The sequence below is a fragment of the Streptococcus oralis genome, from assembly GCF_016028255.1.
GTDB classification, from domain to species: domain Bacteria; phylum Bacillota; class Bacilli; order Lactobacillales; family Streptococcaceae; genus Streptococcus; species Streptococcus oralis_AC.
This window is the reverse complement of record NZ_CP065707.1, coordinates 906,317-932,325: the sequence shown is the minus strand read 5'-3', so window position 1 is coordinate 932,325 and position 26,009 is coordinate 906,317. Positions and strand designations below refer to the sequence as shown.

Here is a 26,009-nt window from a genome sequence, read left to right as displayed (position 1 = left end):
GAATCTTTTCCTACCATTATACCATTTTTTTGATGATTTTCAAAATGAAGATTTGCTTCCAAAAAAGAGCTGGTTGCCCAACTCTTTCCTATTCTTTAGTTTTCTTCCATCAAAAAATCATACATTTCTTGCACTGTCCCCAGTGCCATCATTTCTTGATCTTTGACGGTTTGTTTGAGATTTTGGTAAATCTGACTTTCAGCGATTTCCCTTTTTGGCGCTTCTTTATCGACTGTCATGACACCATCTTTGATCGTCACAAAGCCTAGTTCTTCAAATACTTGAATCATCTTGACCAGCAAGATTTGTTGGATATTGAGATAAGCCGCCAAATCCTTGAGTTTATAGCGAATATCAAACTCTGGGAACTGATAAATCGTCTTGTACAATTTGGCAAACTGTTCCCTAGTCCCATAACCTGTTAGATAATAGGCCTTGTCAATGTCATTTTTGAAATAGACCGCAGAGAAATTTTGTTCCTTAAATATAGTCTTAAGCAGTGTAATATCCTCAGGAATGGTTTTCACAACAACCGCTTCACTGGTCGCTAGATCTGGCAAGTCTCCAGAAAAGTCCAAGACTGGAACCCCTTCTGGCAAGACTGCATTCTTCCCACGAATATTAAAGAGTTGAACACCCTCCACACGCGCATCCACCATCATCAACTGGAGGGCAGTTTGACCATTCCATTGATTGACAGACAAGGTGACTGCCAATTCAAGTTTTTTTGTTTGAGCAAACTCTGTCGCCCATCTTCCTTGACCAAAAGCCACCACTTCAAAACTAGCTTCACCCTTAGAAATTTTCAGCTTGAGATGGGCATTACCTGCCCCCATGGTACGGGCACTTTCGACCTGAAAATCCTTAATATAAAAAACTGGTTTCTGATTGTCCATTCCAAAAGGCGCCAAGCGTTCAAAGCTTTTGACCGTTTCTAAACTAAGAGTCTCCAAGTCTAGCTCTTCATCTAGATTTAACTTGTTCTTACCGCTAGCATCTGCACCTTTTTCACGGATATATTCTTCCAAGACCTGAGATAAATCTGAGAGTTTCTCCACTTCCAGCGTCATTCCTGCTGCACCAGCATGGCCTCCAAAGGCTATGAAGAGATCTCGGTGGGGATCCAAGGCTTCAAAAATATCAACTGCTTCCACACTACGAGCGCTACCCTTGGCACAACCATCTTCTATATTAAGAACGATAACTGTCTGCCCCAATTCCTCTAGCAAGCGCCCAGCCACGATACCCAGAACGCCAGGATTCCAGCCTTCCTTGGCCAAAACCTGGACCTTCTTCTCAGGATTCACCATGGTCTTAGCTTCATCATAGATTGACTGAACGATTTCCTTACGTTCTTCGTTTTTCTGATGAATCATGAGGGCAATTTCATGCGCTTCCTCATCATCAAAGCCAGTCAACAAATCAATGGCAGGGTTGGGATCATCCAAGCGGCCTAAGGCATTTAAACGAGGAGCAATCTGGAAACCAACCGTTTCTTCTGTCACTTCATTAGCAGAAATCCCAGCCATTTCCAGCATTTCTTGCAAGCCAATACGCTGAGTATGCCCCAGCATTTCCAGACCATATTGAACCAAGATACGGTTTTCATCTGTCAAGCTCACCATATCTGCAATGGTACCGATAGCAACCAAATCAAGCAGTTCCACTTGCACTTCCTCTAAAAGGGCGCAAGCCAGCTTGAAAGCCACTCCACAACCAGCCAAATATTTGAAAGGATAGTCCGCATCTGGATGCTCAGGATGGATAATGGCGTAGGCATCTGGTAAGATTTCAGGCATGGAATGGTGGTCAGTCACAATGACATCTACTCCCATAGACTGGGCTAGTTCAATGGCTTCGTGACCCGCAACCCCATTATCCACTGTCACAATCAAGGAAATTCCCTCTTGCTCGATAAAGTATTTATAAACACTGGCATTGGGGCCATAGCCATCTGTAAAGCGATTGGGCAGGTAAACACGGCACTCAGCCCCCAGCTGCTCCAAACTTTCCTTCACAATCGAGGCCGAAGTCATACCATCCGCATCGTAGTCTCCATAGATGAGAATATTTTCCCCTTCTTCAATGGCCTGACGAATCCGCTCCACTGCCTTATCCATATCATGGAGTAGATAGGGGTCATGTAACTCCTCTAAAGAAGGTTCTAAAAACTTCTTTAGACTTTCTTCATCCTGAATCCCTCTTTCAAATAATAAGCGAGCCACCTCAGGACCCAGCCCAGCCTTCTTGGCTATCTTTGTAAAATCCGCATCTTCAACCTGCGGGGCAAACTGCCATTCATAAGTAGGAGTTATCAAAAAAACATCCACTCTTTCTAAGAATTCTATCGTTTTATTATAACACGATTTAGGCTTTTTCTCTATCCTGATTGCTTTTTTATAACATTTTAGTGAATTTTTTTCAGATATGATTTGACAAGAACATTCTTTTGTTGTAAAATTATGTCATAAAACCTAACATAAAGGAGATATCTCATGACTTTAGTAGAATTTAAAAACGTCGAAAAATATTACGGAGATTATCATGCACTCCGCGACATCAATCTCCGTTTTGAAAAAGGACAAGTTGTTGTCCTGCTTGGACCTTCCGGTTCTGGGAAATCCACTCTTATCCGCACCATCAATGGTTTGGAGGCTGTAGACAAAGGAAGTCTTCTAGTCAATGGACACCAAGTAGCAGGTGCAAGTCAGAAGGATTTGGTTCCCCTTCGCAAGGAAGTTGGCATGGTTTTCCAACATTTTAACCTTTATCCACACAAAACTGTGTTAGAAAATGTAACGTTAGCGCCCATAAAAGTTCTAGGAATTGATAAAAAAGAAGCTGAAAAAACAGCCCAAAAATATTTGGAATTTGTAAATATGTGGGACAAAAAAGATTCTTATCCAGCCATGCTATCTGGTGGACAAAAACAACGGATTGCCATCGCACGCGGACTCGCTATGCATCCGGAGCTCCTCCTCTTTGATGAGCCAACATCTGCTCTTGATCCTGAGACTATCGGAGATGTTCTAGCAGTTATGCAGAAACTGGCACATGACGGGATGAACATGATCATCGTTACCCACGAAATGGGCTTTGCCCGTGAAGTTGCTGACCGTATCATCTTTATGGCCGACGGAGAAGTTTTAGTGGATACGACAGATGTCGATGACTTTTTCGACAATCCAAGCGAACCCCGTGCCCAACAATTCCTCAGCAAAATTATCAACCACGAAAGTGACAAAGTCAAATAAGGAGGCGCCTATGAAAAAGAAACTCTTTTTATCAGCATTATTGATCAGCCTTTTCAGCCTTGCTTTAGCCAAACCAGTCCAAGCCGATACTAGCGTCGCAGACATTCAAAAAAGAGGCGAACTAGTTGTCGGTGTGAAACAAGATGTTCCCAATTTCGGCTACAAGGATCCCAAGACAGGGACTTATTCTGGTATCGAAACTGACCTTGCCAAGATGATTGCGGACGAGCTCAAGGTCAAGGTTCGCTATGTGCCTGTTACCGCTCAAACCCGTGGCCCCCTTCTAGACAATGAACAGGTCGACATGGATATCGCGACCTTCACCATCACAGAAGAACGTAAAAAACTCTACAACTTCACCAGTCCCTACTACACGGACGCTTCTGGCTTTTTGGTCAATAAATCTGCCAACATCAAAAGCATCGAGGACCTAAATGGTAAAACGATCGGAGTTGCCCAAGGTTCCATTACTCAACGCCTGATTACCGAACTAGGTAAAAAGAAAGGTTTGACCTTTAAATTCGTCGAACTTGGTTCCTACCCAGAATTGATTACTTCCCTTCACGCTCACCGTATTGATGCCTTTTCCGTGGACCGCTCTATCCTGTCTGGCTACACCAGTAAACGGACAGAACTGCTAGATGATAGTTTCAAGCCATCTGACTACGGTATCGTTACCAAGAAATCAAATACCGAACTCAACGATTATCTTGATAACTTGGTCACCAAATGGAGCAAGGACGGTAGTTTGCAGAAACTTTATGACCGTTACAAGCTCAAACCATCTAGCCATACTGCAGATTAAGGAGGACACCCCATGACAGATTTATCATCTTGGACAGCCTATTTTCAGGATTTTGGACAATTTTTCAATGGTTTCCTCTTCACTCTTGCCCTAGCAATTGGATCCTTTATCCTAGCTATGGTTTTGGGCATCTTCTTCGGAGCTATGTCAACCAGTAAACGTCCATTCTTACGAATCCTAGCTCGTATCTTTGTCGAATTTTACCAAAATACTCCCCTCTTGGTGCAGTTTGTCATCGTTTTTTATGGTCTACCTCTTATCAGTGACCATACCATCATGATTCCGATTTATTGGACAGCTGTTCTCTGCGTCGGACTCTATCACGGTGCTTATATCGCTGAGGTCATTCGTTCAGGGATTCAGTCTATACCAAGTGGACAGATGGAGGCTGCCTTGTCGCAAGGTTTCACCTATATCAGTGCCATGCACTTGATTATTTTGCCTCAGGCCATCCGTATCATCCTCCCTCCTTTGACCAACCAAATCGTTAACCTTATCAAGAATACTTCAACTGTTGCCATCATCTCTGGAGTGGACTTGATGTTTGTGACCAAGTCTTGGTCAGCTCTCAACGGAAACTACATCCCAGCCTTTCTAGGTGCTGCCCTACTCTACTTTGCCCTTTGCTTCCCTGTCGCCCAGTTTGGTCGCAAGATGGAGCAAGCCAACAAAAAAGCCTATTCACTTTAGGAGGTTACTATGGAATCTATTTTAGAAGTTTTGACCCCAGATAACCTAGCTTTTATCTTTAAAGGATTCGGCTTGACCCTCTACATTTCTCTGATTGCCATCGTCCTCTCTACCCTTATCGGGACTGTACTTGCAGTCATGAGAAATGGAAAGAATCCTATCTTGCGAATCATCTCCAGCATTTATATCGAATTTGTGCGTAATGTTCCCAACCTTCTTTGGATTTTCACTATCTTTTTGGTTTTCAAGATGAAGTCAACACCAGCTGGTATTACGGCCTTCACCCTCTTTACATCAGCAGCCTTGGCTGAGATTATCCGAGGCGGCCTCAATGCCGTAGACAAGGGACAATACGAAGCAGGAATGTCTCAAGGATTTACCTCTGCGCAAATCCTCTACCATATCATTCTCCCACAAGCGATCCGTAAAATGCTGCCAGCTATCATTTCTCAGTTTGTAACTGTGATTAAGGATACCAGTCTTCTCTACTCTGTTATCGCTCTACAAGAACTCTTTGGCTCCAGCCAAATTCTCATGGGACGCTATTTCGAACCAGAGCAGGTCTTCAGTCTTTATATCTTGATTGCTCTGATCTATTTCAGCTTTAACCTAGCAATTTCAAGTCTATCCCGCATGCTTGCCAAACGTTGGAAGCAAGCCGCAGAATAAAAAAAGAAATGTGAACTCAAAACAAGGGTTCACATTTCTTGCTATAAATGAAAAAGAGCAACTCAATGCTATGCAAACGTTTTACTTTTTGGTAAAATGACTTTAAAACCATAAAGCAAGGAGAAAAATCATGATCCACGACCTTTGCAAAGAATTCTCTCAACTGGAGCAAGTAGAAGCTATCGCTCTTGGTGGTTCTCGTGCAGGACAAAACTATGATCAAAATTCTGACTATGACGTTTATGTCTATCTTAACTCACCTATTGACGAGAAAACTCGTCAAATCATTCTTAGCAACTATTGCTCCTATATGGAAATTGGAAACCAGTTTTGGGAACTAGAGGACGACTGCGTGCTAAATAACGGTGTCGAAATCGAGTTGATTTATCGTTCACTGGAGTCGTTTGAGCAAGAACTAAACTCAACTGTTTTTCAGCATCAACCCCAAAACGCTTATACAACCTGTATGTGGCACAATCTACTCCATAGCAAAATCCTATACGATCCAAATGGACGCTATGCTTCTCTCCAAAAGACTTACCAGATTCCCTATCCTCAGGAACTTAAAAAACATATCATTGAAAGGCAACTCCTTTTACTAGAACAAACCATGCCTGCCTTCTCTCATCAAATTGAAAAAGCTATCAAACGTCAAGATCTTATCAGCATGAATCATCGTACAAGTGAATTTTTTGCTTCCTACTTTGACTTGCTGTTTGCCCTCAATGAGCAAACTCATCCAGGTGAAAAACGAATGCTCGACTATGCTAAGAGCAATTGCGCTCTCCTCCCTAAACAATTTGAAGAAACTATTCGCGACTATTTCCAACTACTCTACCAACCGCAACAAGGAGAACAAGCGATCGTAACCTTGCAAACTATCCTGAAGGAACTAAAAGCCATTTTGCCATAAGCAAAATTGAATAATAATGACTACATGAATTTTACAAAAAATCTCCTAACGGAGATTTTTTTCATATATTACCATAAAATACCCCTATAAGAGAAAATCAGAGCTAAAATCAACAAAACATAAAAGGCGATAAAAATCCATTTTATCTTCACACATAGGGCAATATATTCTCTGATAAAGGCTGATGGAATATAGTAGGCGGCTGTACGGCAACCAAGACCATCTCCCTTCATCCCAATACGGCGAGCATAGGTACTGGTACGAAAAACATGGTAATCATTGGTTACAAAGAGAAAGCGTGGACTTTCTACCAGTTTCTCTCCCATTTCTTTTGAGAAGAGAAGATTCTCATAGGTCGTGGTCGAGCTTTCCTCTAGGAGAATTGCTTCTCTCGGAACATCCGTTTCTTCTAGTAAATAATTACAAATCGCTTGAGCTTCAGAAATCTTCTCATCCCCACCTTGACCACCACTTGCGATGATTTTAACATTTGGATTGAGAGACTGGTGATAAGCTTCTACTGCCTTATCAATGCGACTCTTCAGTAAGGGAGTCACTTTTTCTCCATTCAACAAACCTGCTCCGTGAATGATAATAAAATCATAATATTTTTTCTTAGGAATAAAAAGATACAGGATAGAATAAAGCAGAAATCCTGCAAAGGCAAAACCAAAAATCAAATACGAATAAATCAAAAAGAAAAAGATAATATTCACTAGATGATTGGTGTAGAACAAGCCATTGGTATCGCTCACTCGAATCGCCATGATCACAAAAAAGAATAGAATCACGCAGCCTAATCCTAGAGACAAATAATTTGCCTTGGATTTTCCTTCTTTTTTCAATAACACAAATCCATTATAAATAAGGAAAAAACCACTTAGAAAAACTAAAAGAGGTAGCAGGAGAAAAATCCCTGCAAAGAAAACCATGTGCACTTCTTTCTGCCCAGCTTCGTAAAAAAGATTGGCAATGGATATATAAGAAAAGAGCAGAGACAAAAGCAAGAGAGCTGGATTCCAGAGACTGCGATTGTCCCTTAAAAACGAAACGAGAAAAAGTAGGACAAAAAATCCTGTGATAAAGTACATAGTCTCCTCCTTTGATGACTACATTGTACCATAATTATAGCAATAGAAAAAGAGGACTCCAGCCCTCTTACTTAATCATTTTATCTTGAGTTTCAGCTACAACCTGAGCCAGACTCGTCTGACGAAGTTGGTTTTCCATCGCTTCTTGGATATCCAGCAATTTTTGATCCAAAACTTCATGGATATTTGCCCCTACTGGACAGTTAGGGTTGGGATTGTCATGGAAACTAAAGAGTTTACCAGATTTTCCTAAACATTCGACTGCCTGATAAACATCAAAAAGGCTAATATCTTGGAGGTCTTTGATAATCTCGGTACCGCCCGTCCCACGCGCAACTGATATCAGTTCAGCTTTTTTGAGTTGAGACAAGGTTTTGCGAATAATGACTGGATTGACTCCAACACTGGCTGCGAGAAAATCGCTGGTTACCTTGCTCTCTTGACTCTTGATGGCAATGATGATCAACATATGAGTCGCAATCGTAAATCGACTTGAAATTTGCATCTTCTTATCCTTTCACATCCTATATGATACCCATTATACCCTTTTGCGTTGTAATGTCAATTATTACCACCATCCAGCCATGCATCCAACTCGGCATCATGCCCTTGTTCTTGGGCAATTTCATACAGAAGTTCCTGATTATGAGTATGGTGAATCCCATTTATCAAACTTTCATAGTAAATCTGGAAATAAGGGAGTTTTAAATCCTTAGCCAGCTGCAATTCGGCTTCTACATCATAATTCACTCGACGAAAACCAACATCAGACAAACCTGCCTCATCAAACTCTAAAATCATATATTGAGCCCGCAGGTCCTTACGCAACTGCGCATCTAAAAAGAAGGGTTGCCCAATCGAACCTGGATTAAGAATCAACTGTCCGTCACTTCCGTAACGAAGAAACTGTTGGTGAATATGCCCATACACTGCGATAGAGGCATGCGGCTCCGTCACCAATCTATCAAAATCTTCTTGTTTTCCCGTATGAATCAACTCTCTACCCCAGTTTTTATCAGGGAGATGGTGGGTGATTCCTACCGTCAAATCACCAAACTGACGATGAACTTGCATGGGTTGATTGTGGAGGTCTTCGATTTCTTCAGGGCTAATCTCTTCTAAGATATACTGGCATTGGCGTAGGAGATAGCGATGACTAGCTTTTGTTGGATCTAGCTTGCGATGCAAACCACGCCAGAGACTATTCTCCCAATTTCCCAGCACTCTTGCAGTGATGGGCAAGCTAGCTAAGAGATCCAATATCCTTCTACGTCCTGTTCCAGGCATGAGAATATCTCCCAAAAGCCAATACTCTTCTACCTCTGCCGCTCTTGCATCAGCCAGTACAGCTTCCAGAGCTGTCATATTTCCATGTATATCTGAAAGAACTGCTATTTTAGTCATTCTTTCTCCTCATTTCCTCTTACTTCTTTTGTTAGTATTATAGCAGAAAACACTCAAAAAGAGCACTATCACTACTCACTGGATTAACTTGTAAAGGCTTCCAAGACGTGCTATAATATAGGTAGAGAGTTCCCCTTCATTTAGGATCATGTGGTCTTCAACATCTCTCAATTTTTGTAGATTGGAGGACTATTGCCATGCGGAAATATCTTAAGTATATTCCATACTGCCTTGTCATTTTCTTCTTTTACTGGCCCCTCTATGAGTTGCTTTTGCTGCTGATATCTGACCCTTATACGCTGAAAGGGCTTTACATTTACAACATCATCCTCTTTTCACCTTTGGCAACCTTCATCGTGTCCCTTCTTTATAGCTACCGTTTCCAATTCTCACTGTGGTGGTTGCTCGGTATTGCTCTTCTCTATTGCTTTACCATCATCACTTTCAATGAATTCATTCTCGTTTATTTCCTAGCTTATGAACTCTTTGCCCTACTTGGTATGGCTTCAGGTTCAGGTATTAAATATATGCTCCAGCAAGGAAAAAATAAAAAACTTTCACAAAATCCTTGAAAAATCTCGCAATCATGCTATAATAATGCATAGAGACAAGTCACTTAGTACCTTTCTACTAGAGAGTGCGTGGTTGCTGGAAACGCATAGAGAGTCTAAACTGATACTACTCTACTGACTTTTATGAAAACATAAAACGGTGGCCACGTTAAAGCCAATCAGAGGTGTCCCTCTTTTTTGAGGAACATAAATGAAGGTGGAACCACGTTGCGACGTCCTTTCGAGGATGTCGCTTTTTGTTTTGTCAGAAGGAGGAAGAACGATGCTTTATATGATTGGCGGATCGCCTTGCAGTGGAAAGTCAACAATTACCTCACTTCTTGCTAGACAGTATCAACTACTTCATATCAAACTAGATGATTTGATAGAAGAGATGATGAGTCAAGCAAGTGCAGACTCACAGCCGATTTGCCTTCTTAGGCAGGATAGAAATCCAGAACAAATCTGGATGAGAAATCCAGAAGAGATGGCAGATGAAGAATGGCGCTTTTATGAAGAGATTTTTCCTTATGTGAAATCTTACTTGATAAAAAATCAAGATAAACCTCTCTTGGTGGAGGGGGCAGGACTTTTGCCTCACTTGGTAAAGGAGCTTGAATGCCCAGCATCTTCCTATCTATGCTTGACTCCGACAGCTGATTTTCAGAAAAAGCATTATAGACAGAGAGAATGGGTTCCTTATGTCTTAGAGGGTACAACCAACTCTGAGCAAGCTTTTGAAAACTGGATGCAACGAGACATTCTTTTTGCCCAAATGGTTCGGCAGGAAGCGGTGAGATTAGGCTATCCTAGTCTCGTAACAGATGGTAGTCAGTCAGAAAATCAGACTGCGGAAGAAGTTGCTCGGCTCTTAAAATTGTCCAATAAAAATAGAATAAATATTTAAGGAGAAAACCATGATTAAGATTACTTTCCCAGATGGCGCTGTTCGTGAATTCGAATCCGGCGTTACTACTTTTGAAATTGCTCAATCCATCAGCAATTCCCTAGCTAAAAAAGCTCTTGCTGGTAAATTCAACAGCAAACTCATCGACACTACTCGTGCTATCACTGAAGATGGAAGCATCGAAATCGTGACGTCTGATCACGAAGATGCTCTGCCAATCTTGCGCCACTCAGCTGCTCACTTGTTTGCCCAAGCAGCTCGTCGCCTCTTCCCAGACATTCATTTGGGTGTCGGTCCAGCTATCGAAGACGGTTTCTACTACGATACGGACAATCAAGCTGGTCAAATCTCTAATGAGGACCTGCCTCGTATCGAAGAAGAAATGAAGAAAATCGTTAAAGAAAACTTCCCATCAATCCGTGAAGAAGTTACCAAAGACGAGGCCCGTGAAATCTTCAAGAACGACCCTTACAAATTGGAATTGATTGAAGAACACTCAGAAGACGAAGGCGGTTTGACTATCTACCGTCAGGGCGAATATGTAGACCTCTGCCGTGGTCCTCACGTCCCATCAACAGGTCGTATCCAAATCTTCCACCTGCTCAACGTAGCCGGTGCCTACTGGCGTGGAAATAGCGACAACGCGATGATGCAACGAATCTACGGTACAGCTTGGTTTGACAAGAAAGACTTGAAGAACTACCTTCAAATGCGTGAAGAAGCCAAGGAACGTGACCACCGTAAACTCGGTAAAGAGCTTGATCTCTTCATGATTTCACAAGAAGTCGGACAAGGTTTACCATTTTGGTTACCAAACGGAGCCACTATCCGTCGTGAATTGGAGCGCTACATTGTTGACAAGGAAATCGCTGCAGGCTACCAACATGTTTACACTCCACCAATTGCCTCAGTGGAACTCTATAAAACTTCTGGTCACTGGGATCACTACCGTGAAGATATGTTCCCAACTATGGACATGGGGGATGGTGAAGAGTTTGTCCTCCGCCCAATGAACTGTCCTCACCATATCGAAGTTTATAAACATCATGTACACTCATACCGTGAATTACCAATCCGTATCGCTGAAATTGGCATGATGCACCGATATGAAAAATCTGGCGCCCTTACAGGTCTTCAACGTGTACGCGAAATGTCCCTAAATGATGGTCATACTTTTGTAGCTCCAGAACAAATTGAGGAAGAATTCAAGAAAATTCTTCAATTGATCATCGACGTGTATGAAGACTTTAATTTGACAGATTACCGTTTCCGCTTGTCTTATCGTGACCCAGAAGATAAACACAAATACTTTGACAACGATGAGATGTGGGAAAATGCACAACGCATGTTGAAAGCAGCTATGGATGATATGGAACTGGACTACTTTGAAGCTGAAGGTGAAGCAGCCTTCTACGGACCAAAATTGGATATCCAGGTTAAAACTGCCCTCGGTAAAGAAGAAACTCTTTCTACGATCCAGCTCGATTTCTTGTTGCCAGAACGCTTCGACCTCAAATACATCGGAGCTGATGGCGAAGAGCACCGTCCAGTCATGATTCACCGTGGGGTTATCTCAACCATGGAACGCTTCACAGCTATCTTGATTGAGAACTACAAGGGTGCCTTCCCAACATGGCTTGCACCACATCAAGTGACCCTTATCCCAGTATCTAACGAAAAACATGTGGACTACGCTTGGGAAGTAGCCAAGAAACTCCGTGACCGTGGTGTCCGTGCAGATGTAGATGAACGCAATGAAAAAATGCAGTTCAAGATCCGTGCTTCACAAACAAGCAAGATTCCTTACCAATTGATCGTTGGGGACAAGGAAATGGAAGACGGAACAGTCAACGTTCGTCGCTATGGCCAAAAAGAAACACAAACTGTCTCAGTTGATGACTTTGTTCAAGCTATCCTAGCTGATATCGCCAACAAATCACGCGTTGAGAAATAAAACAATCACAGTCTGAGAAACATTTTTCAGAGCCAGAAAAAGCAACAACTATTTCAGCTGTTGCTTTTTATATTTTATTTAATCTGAGCTAGTAGTGATTGGTCAAACCACCACACAAGATTTGCTTTCATGAGTTAGATAAGTTGACTATCCTCAATCCTTGTCTGCTTCATTTTCTTTTACGAGATCTTTTTGCGAATCCTTTTCAGAGAGTTTTTGATCGATATACTTGTTAATGTTTTCATAAAATTCCTTGGTCATCTCACTATCTAATTTTATCGAATTATGGACTTGATTGACTTTTAATTGAACAGATTGAATACCGTAAGAGGCTTGTTTTTGGTGGATCCTTTCTAATTCTTCTTCTGAAATCGGATCTCCAACAACCGTCAAGACTAATTCATTGTCCCTTGACTTATAGACTTGATTAATGACCGTGTGATTGGCGAATTCTTTTCCTACAAACTGTTTGATCCCTTCTTTTCGTGCTTGATCCATCGTCAGAGTGACTGCTGAATAGCTGGCTGGAAGAACCAATAATACAATCAAGGATATCAAGCCAATTTTCATTTTAATGTTTAGCTCATTAAATGAACTTAAGGGAGATTTTCTCATCAAAATTCTTGTTCCAATAATGTTGGCTAGCATGATAAAGACACAGTTGATCAAGAAAAGATAGAGAGCCCCAAATAAAAATCGTACATTTCCGTTAGCTAAACCATATCCTGCAGTACAGATAGGTGGCATCAGAGCTGTTGCAATGGCTACTCCTGGCACGATATTGTTTGCTTCTTTTTTCCTTGACCCAATTACACCTGCTATCCCACCAGCAATAGCAATGAGAACATCCCAAATGGTTGGAGAGGTTCGTGCAATCAACTCGCTACTTGCATAAGATAAGGGGGAAATCCAGAAATACAGAGTCGAAACAAGCAAGCTGACCAATACTTGAGTAAATAAAACCTCTAAAGATTGCTTGATTAAACGCGTATCAAAAATAGCTAAACCAAATCCGAGTCCAACAATCGATGTCATAAGAGGGGAAATCAGCATGGCTCCAATAATGACAGCTGTTGAATTCATATTTAAACCTATAGAGGCAATAAAAATCGCACACATCAAAATCACTATATCTCTTAATCGAACATGAAGATCATCATATAATTTCTCACGGTATTCACGTGTTGAATAATTTCCGGTCATTGGTTACTCCTTTTATTTCATATAATCTTGTTTCTGCTTGGATGATGGCAGAGAGACTTCTTTTCAATCTTACATATTTTTAATTCTCACCTGTTATTTTTTTGAAAATTATCTTTTAAGCATCCGTCAGTCTATCCTTAACATTGTATCAAAAATTTTACAGTCTTTCTCTGAAGAAATATATCAATTGAACAGATAGAGAAGGAAGAAACTTTTGTTTCCTTATACGAAAAAGAAAAAAAATGGTATCTCCTCTGAAAGAAGATGCCGTTTTAATCTTTAAACAAGATTGGTGTGTTCGACAATCCATTGCTTCATTTTTATTTTCAATCAGAAGCCATAGATCCCAAACGTGATGATGGTTAGAAGAAACCCCTTGATCCAGTTGCCGAACAGTTGTGCTCCAGTCCCGTCAAAGTATAGACGTTGCTCATCCACTACCGTGTGTTTGGTTTTCAATTTTGCATCATGCAAACCGCCCAAGATGTTGCGATCCCCAAGGTAAGCCTGAAAATTATGGCTACTAAGATAGAGTATCCAATATAATCTAGGATTCCTCCGTCAAAATAACTTTCTTTCATTTTTGCCTCTTTTATTTTTTGACTATATTCTAGTCGTTTCCTAGTGTAACATTTTTTACATCTGGACAATCTTACGGTAACTTCTAGACATTATCATGAAAATAGAGATATAGACTAGAACAAAAATTCCACAGATGGATAAGGTCATCATCAACTATGCTCACTCAATCATCAGATTCCTATTGGAAAACTTGATGCGTACTGTTGTTCCTTTTCCAACCTCAGACTCGATGCGAATCTGGTGGCCCAGTTCTTCAGAAATTTTCTTAGATAAGTAAAGACCAAGGCCAGATGACTGCTGAGTCAAACGACCATTGTAGCCTGAAAAGCCACGTTCAAAGACTCGGAGCACATCGCTGTTTTTAATCCCGATTCCCGTATCCTTGATACAGAGCTCCTGACCTTCCATATAAATCTCTAGCCCACCTTCCTTGGTGTATTTGAGACTGTTTGAAAGGATTTGTTCAATGACGACCAACAGCCATTTCTTATCAGTCACGATGATTTTGTCAAGGTCATGGAGATTGAGCGTCAGTCCTTTTTGGATAAAGAAAAGGGCATACTTGCGAACCACTTCCTTCACCAAATCCTCCACTTGAACCTTTTCAAATACCAAGTCATCATGGAAGCTCTCTAAACGCAGGTACTGCAACACCAGGTTGGTATAGGAGTCAATCTTAAAGATTTCCTGTTCCAGTTGCTGCTTGACCTCCCGATCAGAGACTTCTGCCACTAAAAGTCGACTAGCCGCAATGGGGGTCTTGATCTGATGAACCCACAAGGTGTAGTAATCCAGCAAATCCGTCAGCTTGCTCTGAGCCTCAGACTTCTTTTGATACAATTCAGATTCACGCTCTTCGAGCTTTTCTGCTAGCGCACATTCTAGAGGAGACTTGGGGTCTCGCTCAGCATAGAGTACTTCCTGCCGGTAAACCTGAGCTTCTGCAAAAATATCCCAAGCCAAAAATAAGAAGGTCAAAAAACTACTGAGCAGAAAGAAATAAAGAAAATAAGTTCCTAGACTAGCAAATAAAAACTGAAAGAGAAGGACGAGAAAGCCTAATGAAAAAATATAGGTAAAAACGCGACTGCGAGAACGCAGATAGGCTAGACAAAATGATTTCCAATCAAGCATGTTTCAGTCCGTATCCTATCCCTTTCTTGGTTTCGATAAAGCCTACTAAACCTTGCTCCTCCAACTTTTTACGCAAGCGAGCAACATTGACAGACAAGGTATTGTCATCGATGAAAAAGTCGCTATTCCAGAGTTCCCGCATCAAGTCATCACGCGCCACGATATTGCCAGCATGTTCAAACAGCACTCGCAAAATTTGAAATTCATTCTTGGTCAAACTCAGGACCTCCCCCTGATAGTGCAGGTCCATAGACTTGGTATTGAGGATTACACCTGCATACTCTAGCAAACTTTCATCCCGCCCAAACTCATAGGAACGGCGCAACAAGCCCTGAACCTTAGCAAGGAGGACCTGCTGGTCAAAAGGCTTAGTTACAAAGTCATCCGCTCCCATATTGATTGCCATGACGATATCCATAGCCTGATCTCTCGAAGACAGAAACATGATAGGTACCTTGGAAATCTTACGAATTTCCTGGCACCAGTGGTAACCATTAAAGAGTGGCAGGCCAATATCCATGAGGACCAAATGAGGTTCTGACTGGACAAAAAGGCTCAATACTTCCATAAAATCTTCTACCAAAACGACCTCAAAGCCCCACTCAGAGAGCAGTTTCCCCACTTGTTGCCGAATAACTTGGTCATCTTCTACTAGTAAAATCTTGTGCATGCGCTCCTCCTTTGTTATTTCTCAAAGTATCAAAACCCTTCATATCAGATTTACGGATCAGTATCTCATACTGTTTAGAAGCCTATTTCCCAAATCCAGATAAGAAAACAGATGCTAAATAGAGAACATTCCCACTGATATCATACCTTATTTTTAATTATAGTTCCAGCCTTATCCTATATTTTCCTTTTTGTGCTCATTTAGTTAGCGTTTCTTTAACTTATTTAATAGATCTAGCCTTCTTATTGACAAGCTAGCCATGATTTGTTAGAATATGAATGAACAAAAAATTCTATTCATTCATTCATAAAATAAAGGAGGTTAAATCCTATTGGACAAAAAACAATCTTTAAAGACAGCAGCCTATGAAGTTTTTTCGAAAAAAGGTTACAAGGCAACAGGTATTTCAGAAATTGCTAGGCAAGCTGGTGTTGCAGTTGGTTCTTTTTATAACTATTACGAGAGTAAAGAAGCCATTTTTCTAGACATCTATATAGATGAAAACAACCGTGTTCGCCAAGCTATGATCGAAGAACTGGATTGGGAAATTGACATGATCGACCTCATTGGTCAACTATTTGCTCAGTCCAGAACTCTCGTTTCTTCCAATAAAATCCTTGCAGAATGGTACAATCCTGCCATCGCAGATGAGTTGCACAGCTACTATTCCTCGGAAGAAGGCAAAGTCGCAAATCCTTTTCATCAGTTTCTAGTTAAAACTTTTACAAATCGCATGCAGGCTGAAGGGTACTCGCCAGAAAAGATTCAAGATATTTTACAGGTTTATAATCTTTTTTACTATATGGATATGCATATCACGGAAAAAGATTTTCCAGATATTGGCAAAACTGTTGAAATACTTGCAACCAACTTCATTAAAGGAGTTCTAAAATAAAGAATGGATTTCTTTATTTTTTGAAAAGATATGAATGAATTATTTTTAAGTTCATTCATAAATTTAAGAACAGGAGTCATAAAAAATGAAAAGAGGTAAAAAAATGTTTATTATCATTCTATCAACACTTGGAGCGCTATGTATTATAACTTGGGGTGCCATCGCTTATCTTGGACGAAGCCAGACATTATCGATAAAATCCATCGAAAACCCCAGCGGAGATCTATATTTAATTCATATCACAAAACCGAGTCATCAAATCTGGAAAGCTGGGGCTTATGCTAAGTTTACACTCCCTGATACCTCGTCTACTGCTAGTAAATATGAAGCTAAGGGAGAGCAAACCAGTCGATGGCTAACCATTGCCTCCACACCTGATGAAGATGAAATCCTCATTTTAACTCATCATAGTGGTAGCCACTTTAAGAACACCTTGACACATTTACCGTCTGGCAGTAAGATTGAGATGAGTTGGTTGGATTCCTCTTTAACCATTAAAGATACGAATCAGCCACTAGTTTGCTTTGCATCTGATGTTGGTATTTCTACTCTACGCCCCCTTATCAAAGAATGGGCTGGTAAATGTCCGATTATTCTCAACCATTTTGACAAAGGAGTTACTATTTTCGATAATGAGATGAAAGAACTGGCTCAAAAAACACCGAATTTTACTTATAAAACTAGCGATGATTTTTCTCAAAGTCAAGAATTTGTAAAACGTGCTATTGATGAATACGGCAATCAAGCCAGCTATCTCATCACAGGTCAGCCTGATGATGTTAAAGAAATGACGAATTTTTTAAAGGAAAATGGGATTGATAGCAATAACATACAAGTAAGCTCGTTTAGAGGTTTGAAATAGGAGCAATCTATCTTCTATATATTTCAATCAAACCCTACTAGGTCATTCGAACAAGTCTACTAGCTAATTCTAGGTAAATGTGATAGGATAAACATAGAGAAAGGAGCTTTTATGGCTAATATTTTTGACTACCTGAATGATGTAGCATACGATTCCTTTTATGATCTCCCCATGAATGAGTTAGATGTTCTTGCCTTGACTGAATTAACCTATCTTGCTTTCGATGATGTAGTCACCCAAGAACCAAAGCGTCTCATAGATCTTGCACCTCAAATCCCTAGAGAAAAGACTATGCTGACCAATAAGAACCGCCTCCAGTTGTTGGACCAACTCTCTCAACACAAACGCTTTAAAAATTGCAAACTCTCAAACTTTATCAATGATATCAATCCTGAATTGCAAAAACAGTTTGCAGCCATGACTTATCGTATCAGTCTCGATACCTATTTGCTTGTTTTTCGCGGAACGGATGATAGTATCATCGGTTGGAAAGAAGATTTTCATATGACCTATATGAAAGAAATTCCAGCTCAAAAACATGCCCTCCAGTATTTAGAGAATTTTTTTGCTCAACATCCTAAGCAAAAGGTTATCCTAGCAGGACACTCAAAAGGAGGCAATCTAGCTGTCTATGCTGCCAGTCAACTTGATCCAAACTTGCAGAAAAATATTATCTCTGTCTATACTTTTGATGCACCTGGACTTCACAAGGAACTAACCAAAACACCAGGCTATCAAAACATGATGGAAAGAACGAAAGTATTTATCCCACAAGGGTCTATCATCGGGATGATGCTGGAAATTCCAGATAAAAAAATCGTCGTTCGAAGCACCGCCTTAGGTGGCCTTGCTCAGCACGACACCTTTAGTTGGCAGGTTGAAGACAAACACTTTGTCCAACTGGACGAGACCAATAGTGACAGCCAGCAAGTCGATACAACCTTCAAGGAATGGGTTGAAACTGTCCCTGATACGGAACTGCAGCTCTACTTTGACCTCTTTTTTGGAATTATTCTTGATGCAGGCATCTCCTCTATCAACGATCTTTCTTCCTTCAAGGTCATTGAACACGTTCACCATCTCTTTGTCCAAGCTCAATCCCTCACTCCCGAAGAAAGAGAAACCATGGGACGCTTAACCCAACTCTTGATTGATACCCGTTACCAAGCTTGGAAAAATCGTTAAGGTATAAAAATACTTTCTAATACCCTAAGCCTTCTCTTCTGTGTTATACTGATATCAGTACATTCTTTGAGAGAGGAAATCCTATGAAAATCCATAAAACTGTCAATCCTGTTGCCTATGAAAACACCTACTACATAGAGGGAGACCATCACCTGATTGTGGTTGACCCAGGTAGCCATTGGGAAGCCATTCGCAAGACCATCGAGAAAATCAACAAACCAGTCTGCGCGATTCTGCTGACCCACACCCACTACGACCATATTATGAGTCTTGACTTGGTCAGAGATACTTTTGGAAATCCCCCAGTTTATGTAGCAGAGAGTGAAGCATCTTGGCTTTATACACCTGTAGATAATCTCTCTGGTCTCCCTCGACATGATGACATGGAAGATGTGGTCTCAAAACCTGCTGAGCACACCTTTGTTTTTCATGAAGAATACCAGCTTGAAGAATTCCGTTTTACTGCCCTACCAACCCCAGGCCACTCTATCGGTGGTGTTTCCCTAGTCTTTCCTGATGCCCATCTAGTCTTGACGGGAGATGCTCTTTTCCGCGAAACCATCGGACGGACCGACCTCCCTACTGGTAGCATGGAACAACTCCTCCATAGCATTCAGACTCAACTCTTCACTCTTCCTAACTACGACGTCTACCCCGGCCATGGTCCAGCTACGACTATCGCTCACGAAAAGACTTTTAATCCCTTTTTCTAGCAAGCAAAAAAACCAAGGATGCTATCCTTGGTTTTAGTCTTACCAAATAATCACACGATCCTCTGGTGCGCGCCACATACCGTCGCCTTCTTTTACATCATAAGTTGTAAAGAAGTCATCGAAGTTGGGTACTTGGATGTTGACACGGAGTTTAGCTGGCGCGTGGACATCGACACTAGCCATGAGTTTCATCAACTCCGGACGACCTTTCATGCGCCAGATACGAGCAAAGTTGTGGAAGAATTCTTCAGCAGAGAAGTCTGGTTCTCTCTTGGCAGCTTCAAGGGCTGCAGCAATTCCTCCCAAGTCGGCAACGTTTTCTGATACGGTTAGTTTTCCGTTGATCCTTGCGCCGTAAGATTCTTGGCCATCAAATTGGTCGATAACTTTTTGCGTTTTTTCTTTAAAGGCGGCATAGTCACTCTCTGTCCACCAATCCTTGAGACTACCATTTTCATCAAAGGAAGCGCCATTTGTGTCAAAGGCATGAGAAATCTCGTGGGCAATAACAGCACCAATACCACCGTAGTTAGCAGAAGACGACTGATGCAAGTCATAGAATGGAGCCTGTAAAATGGCCGCTGGGAAGACAATCAAGTTCTTCTGAGGATTGTAGTAGGCATTAACCATGTGAGCAGGCATACCCCACTCCTTGTAGTCAACAGGTTGGTTCCACTTGCCCCAGCTGTGCTTGATTTCCACACGCGCAAAGGCTAGGGCATTGTCAAAAAGACTAGCCGTTTCATCGACCACCTTGTCCTTGTAGCGTGCTGGCAATTCTTCTGGATAACCGATATAAGGCTTGATGACATTGAGTTTGACGATGGCCTTGTCACGCGTTTCAGGAGTGAGCCAGTCGTTCTTAGCCAAACGTTCCTTATAAACGTCAATCATAGTCGCTACTTTTTTCTCTACATCCGCCTTTGCTTCTGGGGAGAATTTTTCATGCGCATACCAGAGACCAAGGGCTTGCTTGAAAGGACCTTGGGCCAAGTGATAGGCTGCCTTGACCTTGTCCTGAGCTTCTGGAACACCTGAAAGGGCACGTCCATAGGCACCTGACAAGACGCGAATCTCATCTGTAAGATAGCTTGTTGAAAGATTGACCACAGCCAAAATCAAGGTTGCTTTGAGTAGAGGCCAAGCTTCTTCACTGTAAAATTGGTCTGCTGCTTGCCAGAAACGTTCCTCATCTACTATAACCTTGTCAGGCACTTGCCCAAGAACGGCTTGGAAAAAGTCATCTAGAGGTAGAGCAGGGGCGAATTTCTTGAAATCTTCATAAGCGTATGGATGATAGAGTTTGGCATATTCTGAACTTTCTTCGTTTGAAAGGACTACTGCTGCGATACGACGATCCAATTCCAATCTCTTCTCTAGCAAATCTGCGATTTCCTCATCTGAAAAATCATAGGCTTTGAGAAGATTCGTAGTACTTTCCTTCCAAAGCGTTAAGAGCTCCTCACGTTGAGGATGGTCTTCCGCATAGTAGGTCGTATCTGGCAAAATCGTTCCTGGTGCACTGGCCCAGAGAACATTGGTTCTGGCATCCATAAAGTCTGGTGAAACACCAAATGGAAGGAAGTTTGGTTTACCAGCTAGTTCAAACTCTGCTAGTTTGCTGGTAAAATCTGCAAAACTTTCTAAGTCTTGGTATTCCTTGAGTAGAGGAAGGACGGGCTTAATCCCATCTGCTTCTCTCTTATCAAAATCGCGTACCATGCGATGGTACTTAACAAAGTTGGCGAGGATAGCATCCTCTGGGACTTCCTCACCTGCCAACCACTTGTCTGTAGTTGCCAGCATCAACTCTTCAATCTCTTCATCAAGGTCAATAAAACCACCTGTTCGAGATTTGTCAGCTGGAATGACAGCTGTTTTTTCCCATTCGCCATTGATTGCATCATAAAAATCATCTTGATAACGTGTCATCTTGTTCTCGCTTTCATTTTTCACTTATTCTTAGCTTAGCAAAAAACACTTGGGAATGCAATTAAAAATGGTTTCTCTTTTCTCTTCATTTTTCAGTTATTATTTTAAATTTTTCAAAAATTAACTTGACTTAATTTTTTTTTTAAGGTATATTAAAAGGCAGGAGGAAAACAACTGTATGATACGTATTGAACACCTCAGTGTCTCCTACAAAGAAACGTTGGCACTAAAGGATATCTCACTAGTGCTCCAAGGACCAACGATTACCGGAATTATTGGTCCAAATGGTGCTGGAAAATCAACTTTATTAAAAGGTATGTTGGGAATTATCCCACATGAAGGTCAGGCCTTTCTCGACGACAAAGAAGTCAAGAAATCTTTACATCGAGTTGCCTATGTCGAGCAAAAAATCCATATCGACTACAATTTCCCTATCAAGGTCAAGGAATGCGTCTCTCTGGGACTCTATCCATCCATCCCACTCTTTCACACCTTAAAGGCCAGCCACTGGAAAAAAGTGGCAGATGCACTTGAAATCGTTGGACTATCAGACTATGCTGATCGCCAAATCAGCCAGCTCTCAGGCGGACAATTTCAACGTGTGTTGATTGCCCGCTGTTTAGTGCAGGAAGCTGACTACATTTTTCTAGATGAGCCATTTGTCGGGATTGACTCGGTTAGCGAAGAGATTATCATGAATACGCTGAGAGACCTTAAAAAGGCTGGTAAAACAGTTCTCATCGTCCATCATGACCTCAGTAAAGTCCCCCATTATTTCGACCAAGTTTTGCTTCTCAATCGAGAATTAATAGACCTTGGTCCGACCGAAGAAACCTTTACCGAGGCCAATCTCAAAAAGGCCTACGGTAGCAAACTCTTTTTCAATGGAGGTGACCTATGATAGCAGAATTTATCAATGGATTGCAAAATTTCCATTTCCTACAAAACGCCTTGATAACAGCTATAGTCATCGGAGTCGTTGCTGGAGCCGTGGGATGTTTTATCATCCTACGCGGAATGTCTCTCATGGGAGATGCCATCTCTCACGCAGTTTTGCCCGGCGTAGCCCTTTCCTTTATCTTGGGAATTGATTTCTTTATCGGAGCAATCATCTTTGGCTTGATGGCTTCCATCATCATTACCTACATCAAGGGAAACTCGATCATCAAGAGTGACACTGCCATTGGTATTACCTTTTCATCTTTCTTAGCCTTAGGTGTCATCTTGATTAGTGTTGCCAAGAGTTCGACAGACCTCTTTCATATCCTTTTTGGGAATATCCTCGCTGTCCAAGATACGGATATGTGGATCACCATCGGTGTGGGGGCATTGATTCTCTTGATTATCGGGATTTTCTTTAAACAACTATTGATTACATCCTTTGACGAGCTTTTGGCTAAAGCCATGGGAATGCCCGTCAATTTCTACCACTATCTGCTCATGGTGCTCTTGACCCTTGTGTCAGTCACTGCCATGCAAAGTGTTGGAACTATTCTTATCGTGGCCATGTTGATCACCCCAGCTGCGACGGCTTACCTTTATGCTAATAGCCTAAAGAGCATGATTTTTCTTTCATCAACCCTAGGGGCAACCGCTTCTGTCTTGGGACTCTTTATCGGCTATAGTTTCAATCTCGCAGCGGGATCCAGCATCGTGCTCACATCCGCCAGCTTCTTTCTAATCAGTTTCTTTATCTCTCCTAAGCAACGATACTTGAAACTGAAAAACAAAAAAATCATTAAATAACGGGGAAACCCTTCTGGAGGAATCTAATGAAAAAATTAGGTACATTGCTCGTTCTTTTTCTTTCTATCATTGGATTAGCTGCCTGTGCTAGCGGGAAAAAAGACACAGCATCTACAAACCAAAAACTAAAAGTTGTAGCCACTAACTCTATCATCGCTGATATTACTAAGAATATCGCTGGTGACAAGATTGATCTTCATAGTATCGTTCCTGTTGGTCAAGACCCACACGAGTACGAACCACTTCCTGAAGACGTAAAGAAAACTTCTCAAGCTGATTTGATTTTCTATAACGGTATCAACCTTGAAACAGGTGGCAATGCTTGGTTTACCAAATTGGTCGAAAATGCCAAGAAAACTGAAAACAAAGACTACTATGCAGTTAGTGACGGCGTAGACATCATCTACCTTGAAGGTCAAAACGAAAAAGGCAAAGAAGACCCACACGCTTGGCTCAACCTTGAAAATGGGATGATTTATGCCAAAAATATCGCTAAACAGCTCATCGCTAAGGATCCTAGCAACAAGGAATTCTACGAAAAAAATCTCAAAGACTATACTGAAAAACTAGACAAACTGGACAAGGAAGCCAAAGAGAAATTTAACAATATCCCTGCTGAGAAGAAACTCATCGTAACCAGCGAAGGATGCTTCAAATACTTCTCTAAAGCCTACGGTGTCCCAAGTGCCTACATCTGGGAAATCAACACGGAAGAAGAAGGTACTCCTGAACAAATCAAGACCTTGGTTGAAAAGCTTCGCCAAACAAAAGTTCCATCACTCTTTGTTGAATCAAGTGTCGATGACCGTCCAATGAAGACTGTTTCACAAGACACAAATATTCCAATTTACGCACAAATCTTTACTGACTCAATTGCTGAAGAAGGTAAAGAAGGTGACAGCTACTACAGCATGATGAAATACAACCTTGACAAAATTGCTGAAGGCTTGTCAAAATAGTCCATTTAAAAACGTCGTTCTCACATGAACAGGCGTTTTTTTACACTTTTCAGTCAAATCATTGGAAAAATCTGACAATTCTCGGTAAAATAAAAGAAAAAAGAATGGAGTAGTTTCATGACCACTTTTCTCGGAAATCCTGTAACCTTTACAGGTAAACAACTGCAAGTCGGAGACAAGGCACTTGACTTTTCTCTCACGACAACCGATCTCTCTAAAAAAACGCTAGCTGACTTTGATGGAAAGAAAAAAGTCTTGAGTGTTGTCCCTTCTATCGATACTGGTATCTGCTCAACACAAACACGTCGATTCAACCAGGAACTAGCTAACTTCGACAACACCGTCGTTCTTACCGTTTCTATGGATCTACCATTTGCCCAAGGACGCTGGTGTGGGGCTGAGGGTCTTGACAATGCCATCATGCTTTCAGACTACTTTGATCATTCTTTTGGACGTGATTATGCCCTCTTGATCAACGAATGGCATCTCCTTGCACGTGCCGTCTTTGTTCTCGATGCTGACAATATCATCCGTTATGTGGAATACGTTGACAACATTAACACGGAACCAGACTTTGAAGCTGCTATTGCTGCAGTGAAAGAACTGGACTAAAATCAAGGCCATTAGGGCAGAAGGCTAGAGAAATCTAGCTTTTTTTGATATACTAGATGGAGAGAAAAGACAAGAGGGAACGAATGACGCCAAATAAAGAAGACTACCTAAAATGTATTTATGAAATCGGTACGGAAATGCAAAAAATCACCAATAAAGAAATTGCTGCCCGTATGCAGGTCTCTCCACCTGCCGTAACAGAGATGATCAAACGCATGAAAAGTGAAAATCTCATTCTCAAGGACAAGGAGAACGGCTATCTATTGACAGATATTGGCCTCAAACTGGTCTCTGAGCTTTATCGTAAACACCGTTTGATTGAAGTCTTTCTAGTCCACCATCTCGACTATACTAGCGATCAAATCCACGAAGAAGCTGAGGTCCTAGAGCACACTGTCTCTGACCTCTTTGTGGAGAGATTGGATAAACTGCTTGGCTTCCCTCAAACCTGTCCCCACGGTGGAACTATTCCTGTTAAAGGAGAACTCTTGGTTGAGATCAACAACCTACCTCTAGCAGATACCAAAGAGGCTGGAACCTATCTCCTGACTCGGGTTCATGATAGCTTTGATCTACTCAAATATCTAGAAAAGCATGAAATTCATATCGGTGACCAACTCCAAGTCAAACAGTTTGATAATTTTTCCAATACTTTTACACTGGTCAACAAAGGTGAAGACCTCCAAGTTAGCATCGATATCGCCAAACAACTCTATGTCGAAAAAATCAACTAACCTCTTATTCCTGAAAGAAATTCCTTTCAGGGATTTTTTATCATTTTGCTTGTAACTCCCATTCGTTTGGTGTAGAATGAAGCTAGATAAAAGAGGGAGGTCTTCCTATGAAAAAGCTCTTTAGAATCCATTTTGCAGCCATTGCAGTCTCCGATTTACTACTATTAGCATTTTTTATCTCCAAAACCGATCTCTCTGTAGACTGGCTCCTGCTCTCTGGTTTTATTTTCATCCTTGCTCAGGCACTACTGCTATTTCGCTTGGTTGTCCGACTCAAACATCATTTCTCTGAGATTTATCCTCAGATGAACAAAAAAATTCGCCTCTACTACTTAGGGATTCTCTCAGTTGATCTTCTGTTATTGATCCTTTTAGTCTTCACCAGTTATCAGCGATTTTCCTCTCTTATGCCAATCGTTACTTCTTGTCATTCTACTTTTTATTATATAATGGCTAGCCACATAAGAGAAAACTATCCAGACTTTTACGATAAACATATCTCCTTCTGGGAGTGTCTATAAACAAAAACCAAGCCGACTGGCTT

Annotated in this window: 26 protein-coding genes and 2 pseudogenes; 18 read left to right on the top strand and 10 right to left on the bottom strand. The window is 41.3% G+C overall.

Going from position 1 to position 26,009, the window contains the following annotated elements:
- Positions 1 to 95 precede the first annotated feature (95 nt).
- Positions 96 to 2,318, bottom strand: a complete 2,223-nt coding sequence (gene recJ / locus I6G42_RS04545; RefSeq protein ID WP_038805616.1) for a single-stranded-DNA-specific exonuclease RecJ — start codon at positions 2,316 to 2,318, stop codon at positions 96 to 98.
- A gap of 177 nt (positions 2,319 to 2,495) precedes the next feature.
- On the opposite strand from recJ, the gene I6G42_RS04540 reads away from it, so the two are divergent.
- The 5 genes from I6G42_RS04540 to I6G42_RS04520 all read left to right on the top strand — a co-directional run bounded on the left by I6G42_RS04540 (position 2,496) and on the right by I6G42_RS04520 (position 6,331).
- Positions 2,496 to 3,254 (top strand): amino acid ABC transporter ATP-binding protein, encoded by a 759-nt coding sequence (locus I6G42_RS04540; RefSeq protein WP_033630238.1) that lies wholly within the window; start codon positions 2,496 to 2,498, stop codon positions 3,252 to 3,254.
- Between the two features lie 10 nt (positions 3,255 to 3,264).
- On the top strand, positions 3,265 to 4,059 hold the full coding sequence (locus I6G42_RS04535; protein WP_068981910.1) for a transporter substrate-binding domain-containing protein: 795 nt from the start codon (positions 3,265 to 3,267) through the stop codon (positions 4,057 to 4,059).
- A 12-nt stretch (positions 4,060 to 4,071) separates the two neighbouring features.
- On the top strand, positions 4,072 to 4,749 hold the full coding sequence (locus I6G42_RS04530; protein WP_038804865.1) for an amino acid ABC transporter permease: 678 nt from the start codon (positions 4,072 to 4,074) through the stop codon (positions 4,747 to 4,749).
- A 9-nt stretch (positions 4,750 to 4,758) separates the two neighbouring features.
- The gene (locus tag I6G42_RS04525) at positions 4,759 to 5,418 is read left to right on the top strand and encodes an amino acid ABC transporter permease (protein ID WP_038804864.1); all 660 of its coding nucleotides are present in this window, start codon (positions 4,759 to 4,761) and stop codon (positions 5,416 to 5,418) included.
- A 130-nt stretch (positions 5,419 to 5,548) separates the two neighbouring features.
- Positions 5,549 to 6,331 carry a DUF4037 domain-containing protein gene (locus I6G42_RS04520; RefSeq protein WP_038804863.1) on the top strand — a complete coding sequence of 261 codons (783 nt, stop codon included), beginning with the start codon at positions 5,549 to 5,551 and terminating at the stop codon, positions 6,329 to 6,331.
- Positions 6,332 to 6,399: 68 nt separating this feature from the next.
- Here I6G42_RS04520 and I6G42_RS04515 read toward each other — a convergent pair whose 3' ends face one another.
- The 3 genes from I6G42_RS04515 to I6G42_RS04505 form a co-directional block, all read right to left on the bottom strand.
- Entirely contained in the window at positions 6,400 to 7,422 is a 1,023-nt protein-coding gene (locus I6G42_RS04515; RefSeq protein WP_038804862.1) for a YdcF family protein, read from the bottom strand.
- A gap of 67 nt (positions 7,423 to 7,489) precedes the next feature.
- Positions 7,490 to 7,927: an Rrf2 family transcriptional regulator gene (locus I6G42_RS04510; RefSeq protein WP_038804861.1), complete on the bottom strand. Its 438-nt coding sequence runs from the start codon at positions 7,925 to 7,927 to the stop codon at positions 7,490 to 7,492.
- Between the two features lie 56 nt (positions 7,928 to 7,983).
- Complete coding sequence (locus I6G42_RS04505; RefSeq protein WP_038804860.1) at positions 7,984 to 8,826, bottom strand: metallophosphoesterase family protein; 843 nt, start codon at positions 8,824 to 8,826, stop codon at positions 7,984 to 7,986.
- 197 nt (positions 8,827 to 9,023) lie between these two features.
- On the opposite strand from I6G42_RS04505, the gene I6G42_RS04500 reads away from it, so the two are divergent.
- The 3 genes from I6G42_RS04500 (at position 9,024) to thrS (ending at position 12,238) form a co-directional block, all read left to right on the top strand.
- The gene (locus tag I6G42_RS04500) at positions 9,024 to 9,398 is read left to right on the top strand and encodes a hypothetical protein (protein WP_038804859.1); all 375 of its coding nucleotides are present in this window, start codon (positions 9,024 to 9,026) and stop codon (positions 9,396 to 9,398) included.
- Between the two features lie 262 nt (positions 9,399 to 9,660).
- On the top strand, positions 9,661 to 10,284 hold the full coding sequence (locus I6G42_RS04495; RefSeq protein WP_038804858.1) for an ATPase AAA: 624 nt from the start codon (positions 9,661 to 9,663) through the stop codon (positions 10,282 to 10,284).
- Between the two features lie 10 nt (positions 10,285 to 10,294).
- Positions 10,295 to 12,238, top strand: coding sequence for a threonine--tRNA ligase (gene thrS / locus I6G42_RS04490; RefSeq protein WP_038804857.1), 1,944 nt, complete (start codon positions 10,295 to 10,297; stop codon positions 12,236 to 12,238).
- A 153-nt stretch (positions 12,239 to 12,391) separates the two neighbouring features.
- Here thrS and I6G42_RS04485 read toward each other — a convergent pair whose 3' ends face one another.
- From I6G42_RS04485 to I6G42_RS04470, 5 genes and pseudogenes are all read right to left on the bottom strand, one after another.
- Positions 12,392 to 13,441 (bottom strand): DUF389 domain-containing protein, encoded by a 1,050-nt coding sequence (locus I6G42_RS04485; RefSeq protein WP_038804856.1) that lies wholly within the window; start codon positions 13,439 to 13,441, stop codon positions 12,392 to 12,394.
- Positions 13,442 to 13,771: 330 nt separating this feature from the next.
- Positions 13,772 to 14,022, bottom strand: a pseudogene (locus tag I6G42_RS04480) (hypothetical protein).
- Positions 14,023 to 14,077: 55 nt separating this feature from the next.
- A pseudogene (locus I6G42_RS10330) lies at positions 14,078 to 14,176 on the bottom strand (peptide ABC transporter); the annotation flags it as partial.
- A 6-nt stretch (positions 14,177 to 14,182) separates the two neighbouring features.
- A complete protein-coding gene (locus I6G42_RS04475) occupies positions 14,183 to 15,157 on the bottom strand; it encodes a sensor histidine kinase (RefSeq protein ID WP_038804855.1) in 975 nt (324 codons plus the stop codon).
- Positions 15,150 to 15,827 (bottom strand): response regulator transcription factor, encoded by a 678-nt coding sequence (locus I6G42_RS04470; RefSeq protein WP_000548982.1) that lies wholly within the window; start codon positions 15,825 to 15,827, stop codon positions 15,150 to 15,152. Before I6G42_RS04470 ends, I6G42_RS04475 begins: the two co-directional genes overlap by 8 nt.
- Before the next feature lie 325 nt (positions 15,828 to 16,152).
- On the opposite strand from I6G42_RS04470, the gene I6G42_RS04465 reads away from it, so the two are divergent.
- From I6G42_RS04465 to I6G42_RS04450, 4 genes are all read left to right on the top strand, one after another.
- Positions 16,153 to 16,722: a TetR/AcrR family transcriptional regulator gene (locus I6G42_RS04465; RefSeq protein WP_033605317.1), complete on the top strand. Its 570-nt coding sequence runs from the start codon at positions 16,153 to 16,155 to the stop codon at positions 16,720 to 16,722.
- An 85-nt stretch (positions 16,723 to 16,807) separates the two neighbouring features.
- A complete protein-coding gene (locus I6G42_RS04460; RefSeq protein ID WP_038804854.1) occupies positions 16,808 to 17,584 on the top strand; it encodes a ferredoxin reductase in 777 nt (258 codons plus the stop codon).
- A gap of 111 nt (positions 17,585 to 17,695) precedes the next feature.
- Entirely contained in the window at positions 17,696 to 18,769 is a 1,074-nt protein-coding gene (locus I6G42_RS04455; protein WP_038804852.1) for a DUF2974 domain-containing protein, read from the top strand.
- A gap of 83 nt (positions 18,770 to 18,852) precedes the next feature.
- Positions 18,853 to 19,482, top strand: a complete 630-nt coding sequence (locus I6G42_RS04450; RefSeq protein ID WP_038804851.1) for an MBL fold metallo-hydrolase — start codon at positions 18,853 to 18,855, stop codon at positions 19,480 to 19,482.
- A 39-nt stretch (positions 19,483 to 19,521) separates the two neighbouring features.
- On the opposite strand, the gene I6G42_RS04445 is transcribed toward I6G42_RS04450, so the two are convergent.
- Complete coding sequence (locus I6G42_RS04445; RefSeq protein WP_038804850.1) at positions 19,522 to 21,414, bottom strand: M13 family metallopeptidase; 1,893 nt, start codon at positions 21,412 to 21,414, stop codon at positions 19,522 to 19,524.
- Between the two features lie 178 nt (positions 21,415 to 21,592).
- Here I6G42_RS04445 and I6G42_RS04440 point away from each other — a divergent pair, with 178 nt between their 5' ends.
- From I6G42_RS04440 to I6G42_RS04415, 6 genes are all read left to right on the top strand, one after another.
- Entirely contained in the window at positions 21,593 to 22,315 is a 723-nt protein-coding gene (locus tag I6G42_RS04440; protein WP_038804849.1) for a metal ABC transporter ATP-binding protein, read from the top strand.
- On the top strand, positions 22,312 to 23,160 hold the full coding sequence (locus I6G42_RS04435) for a metal ABC transporter permease (protein WP_000559799.1): 849 nt from the start codon (positions 22,312 to 22,314) through the stop codon (positions 23,158 to 23,160). The genes I6G42_RS04440 and I6G42_RS04435 overlap by 4 nt, the downstream gene beginning before the upstream one ends.
- A gap of 26 nt (positions 23,161 to 23,186) precedes the next feature.
- On the top strand, positions 23,187 to 24,119 hold the full coding sequence (locus I6G42_RS04430) for a metal ABC transporter substrate-binding protein (RefSeq protein WP_038804847.1): 933 nt from the start codon (positions 23,187 to 23,189) through the stop codon (positions 24,117 to 24,119).
- Positions 24,120 to 24,236: 117 nt separating this feature from the next.
- The gene (tpx, locus tag I6G42_RS04425; protein WP_038804846.1) at positions 24,237 to 24,731 is read left to right on the top strand and encodes a thiol peroxidase; all 495 of its coding nucleotides are present in this window, start codon (positions 24,237 to 24,239) and stop codon (positions 24,729 to 24,731) included.
- A gap of 83 nt (positions 24,732 to 24,814) precedes the next feature.
- Entirely contained in the window at positions 24,815 to 25,465 is a 651-nt protein-coding gene (locus I6G42_RS04420; protein WP_038804845.1) for a metal-dependent transcriptional regulator, read from the top strand.
- A gap of 107 nt (positions 25,466 to 25,572) precedes the next feature.
- Positions 25,573 to 25,986 carry a hypothetical protein gene (locus I6G42_RS04415; RefSeq protein WP_038804844.1) on the top strand — a complete coding sequence of 138 codons (414 nt, stop codon included), beginning with the start codon at positions 25,573 to 25,575 and terminating at the stop codon, positions 25,984 to 25,986.
- Positions 25,987 to 26,009 lie beyond the last annotated feature (23 nt).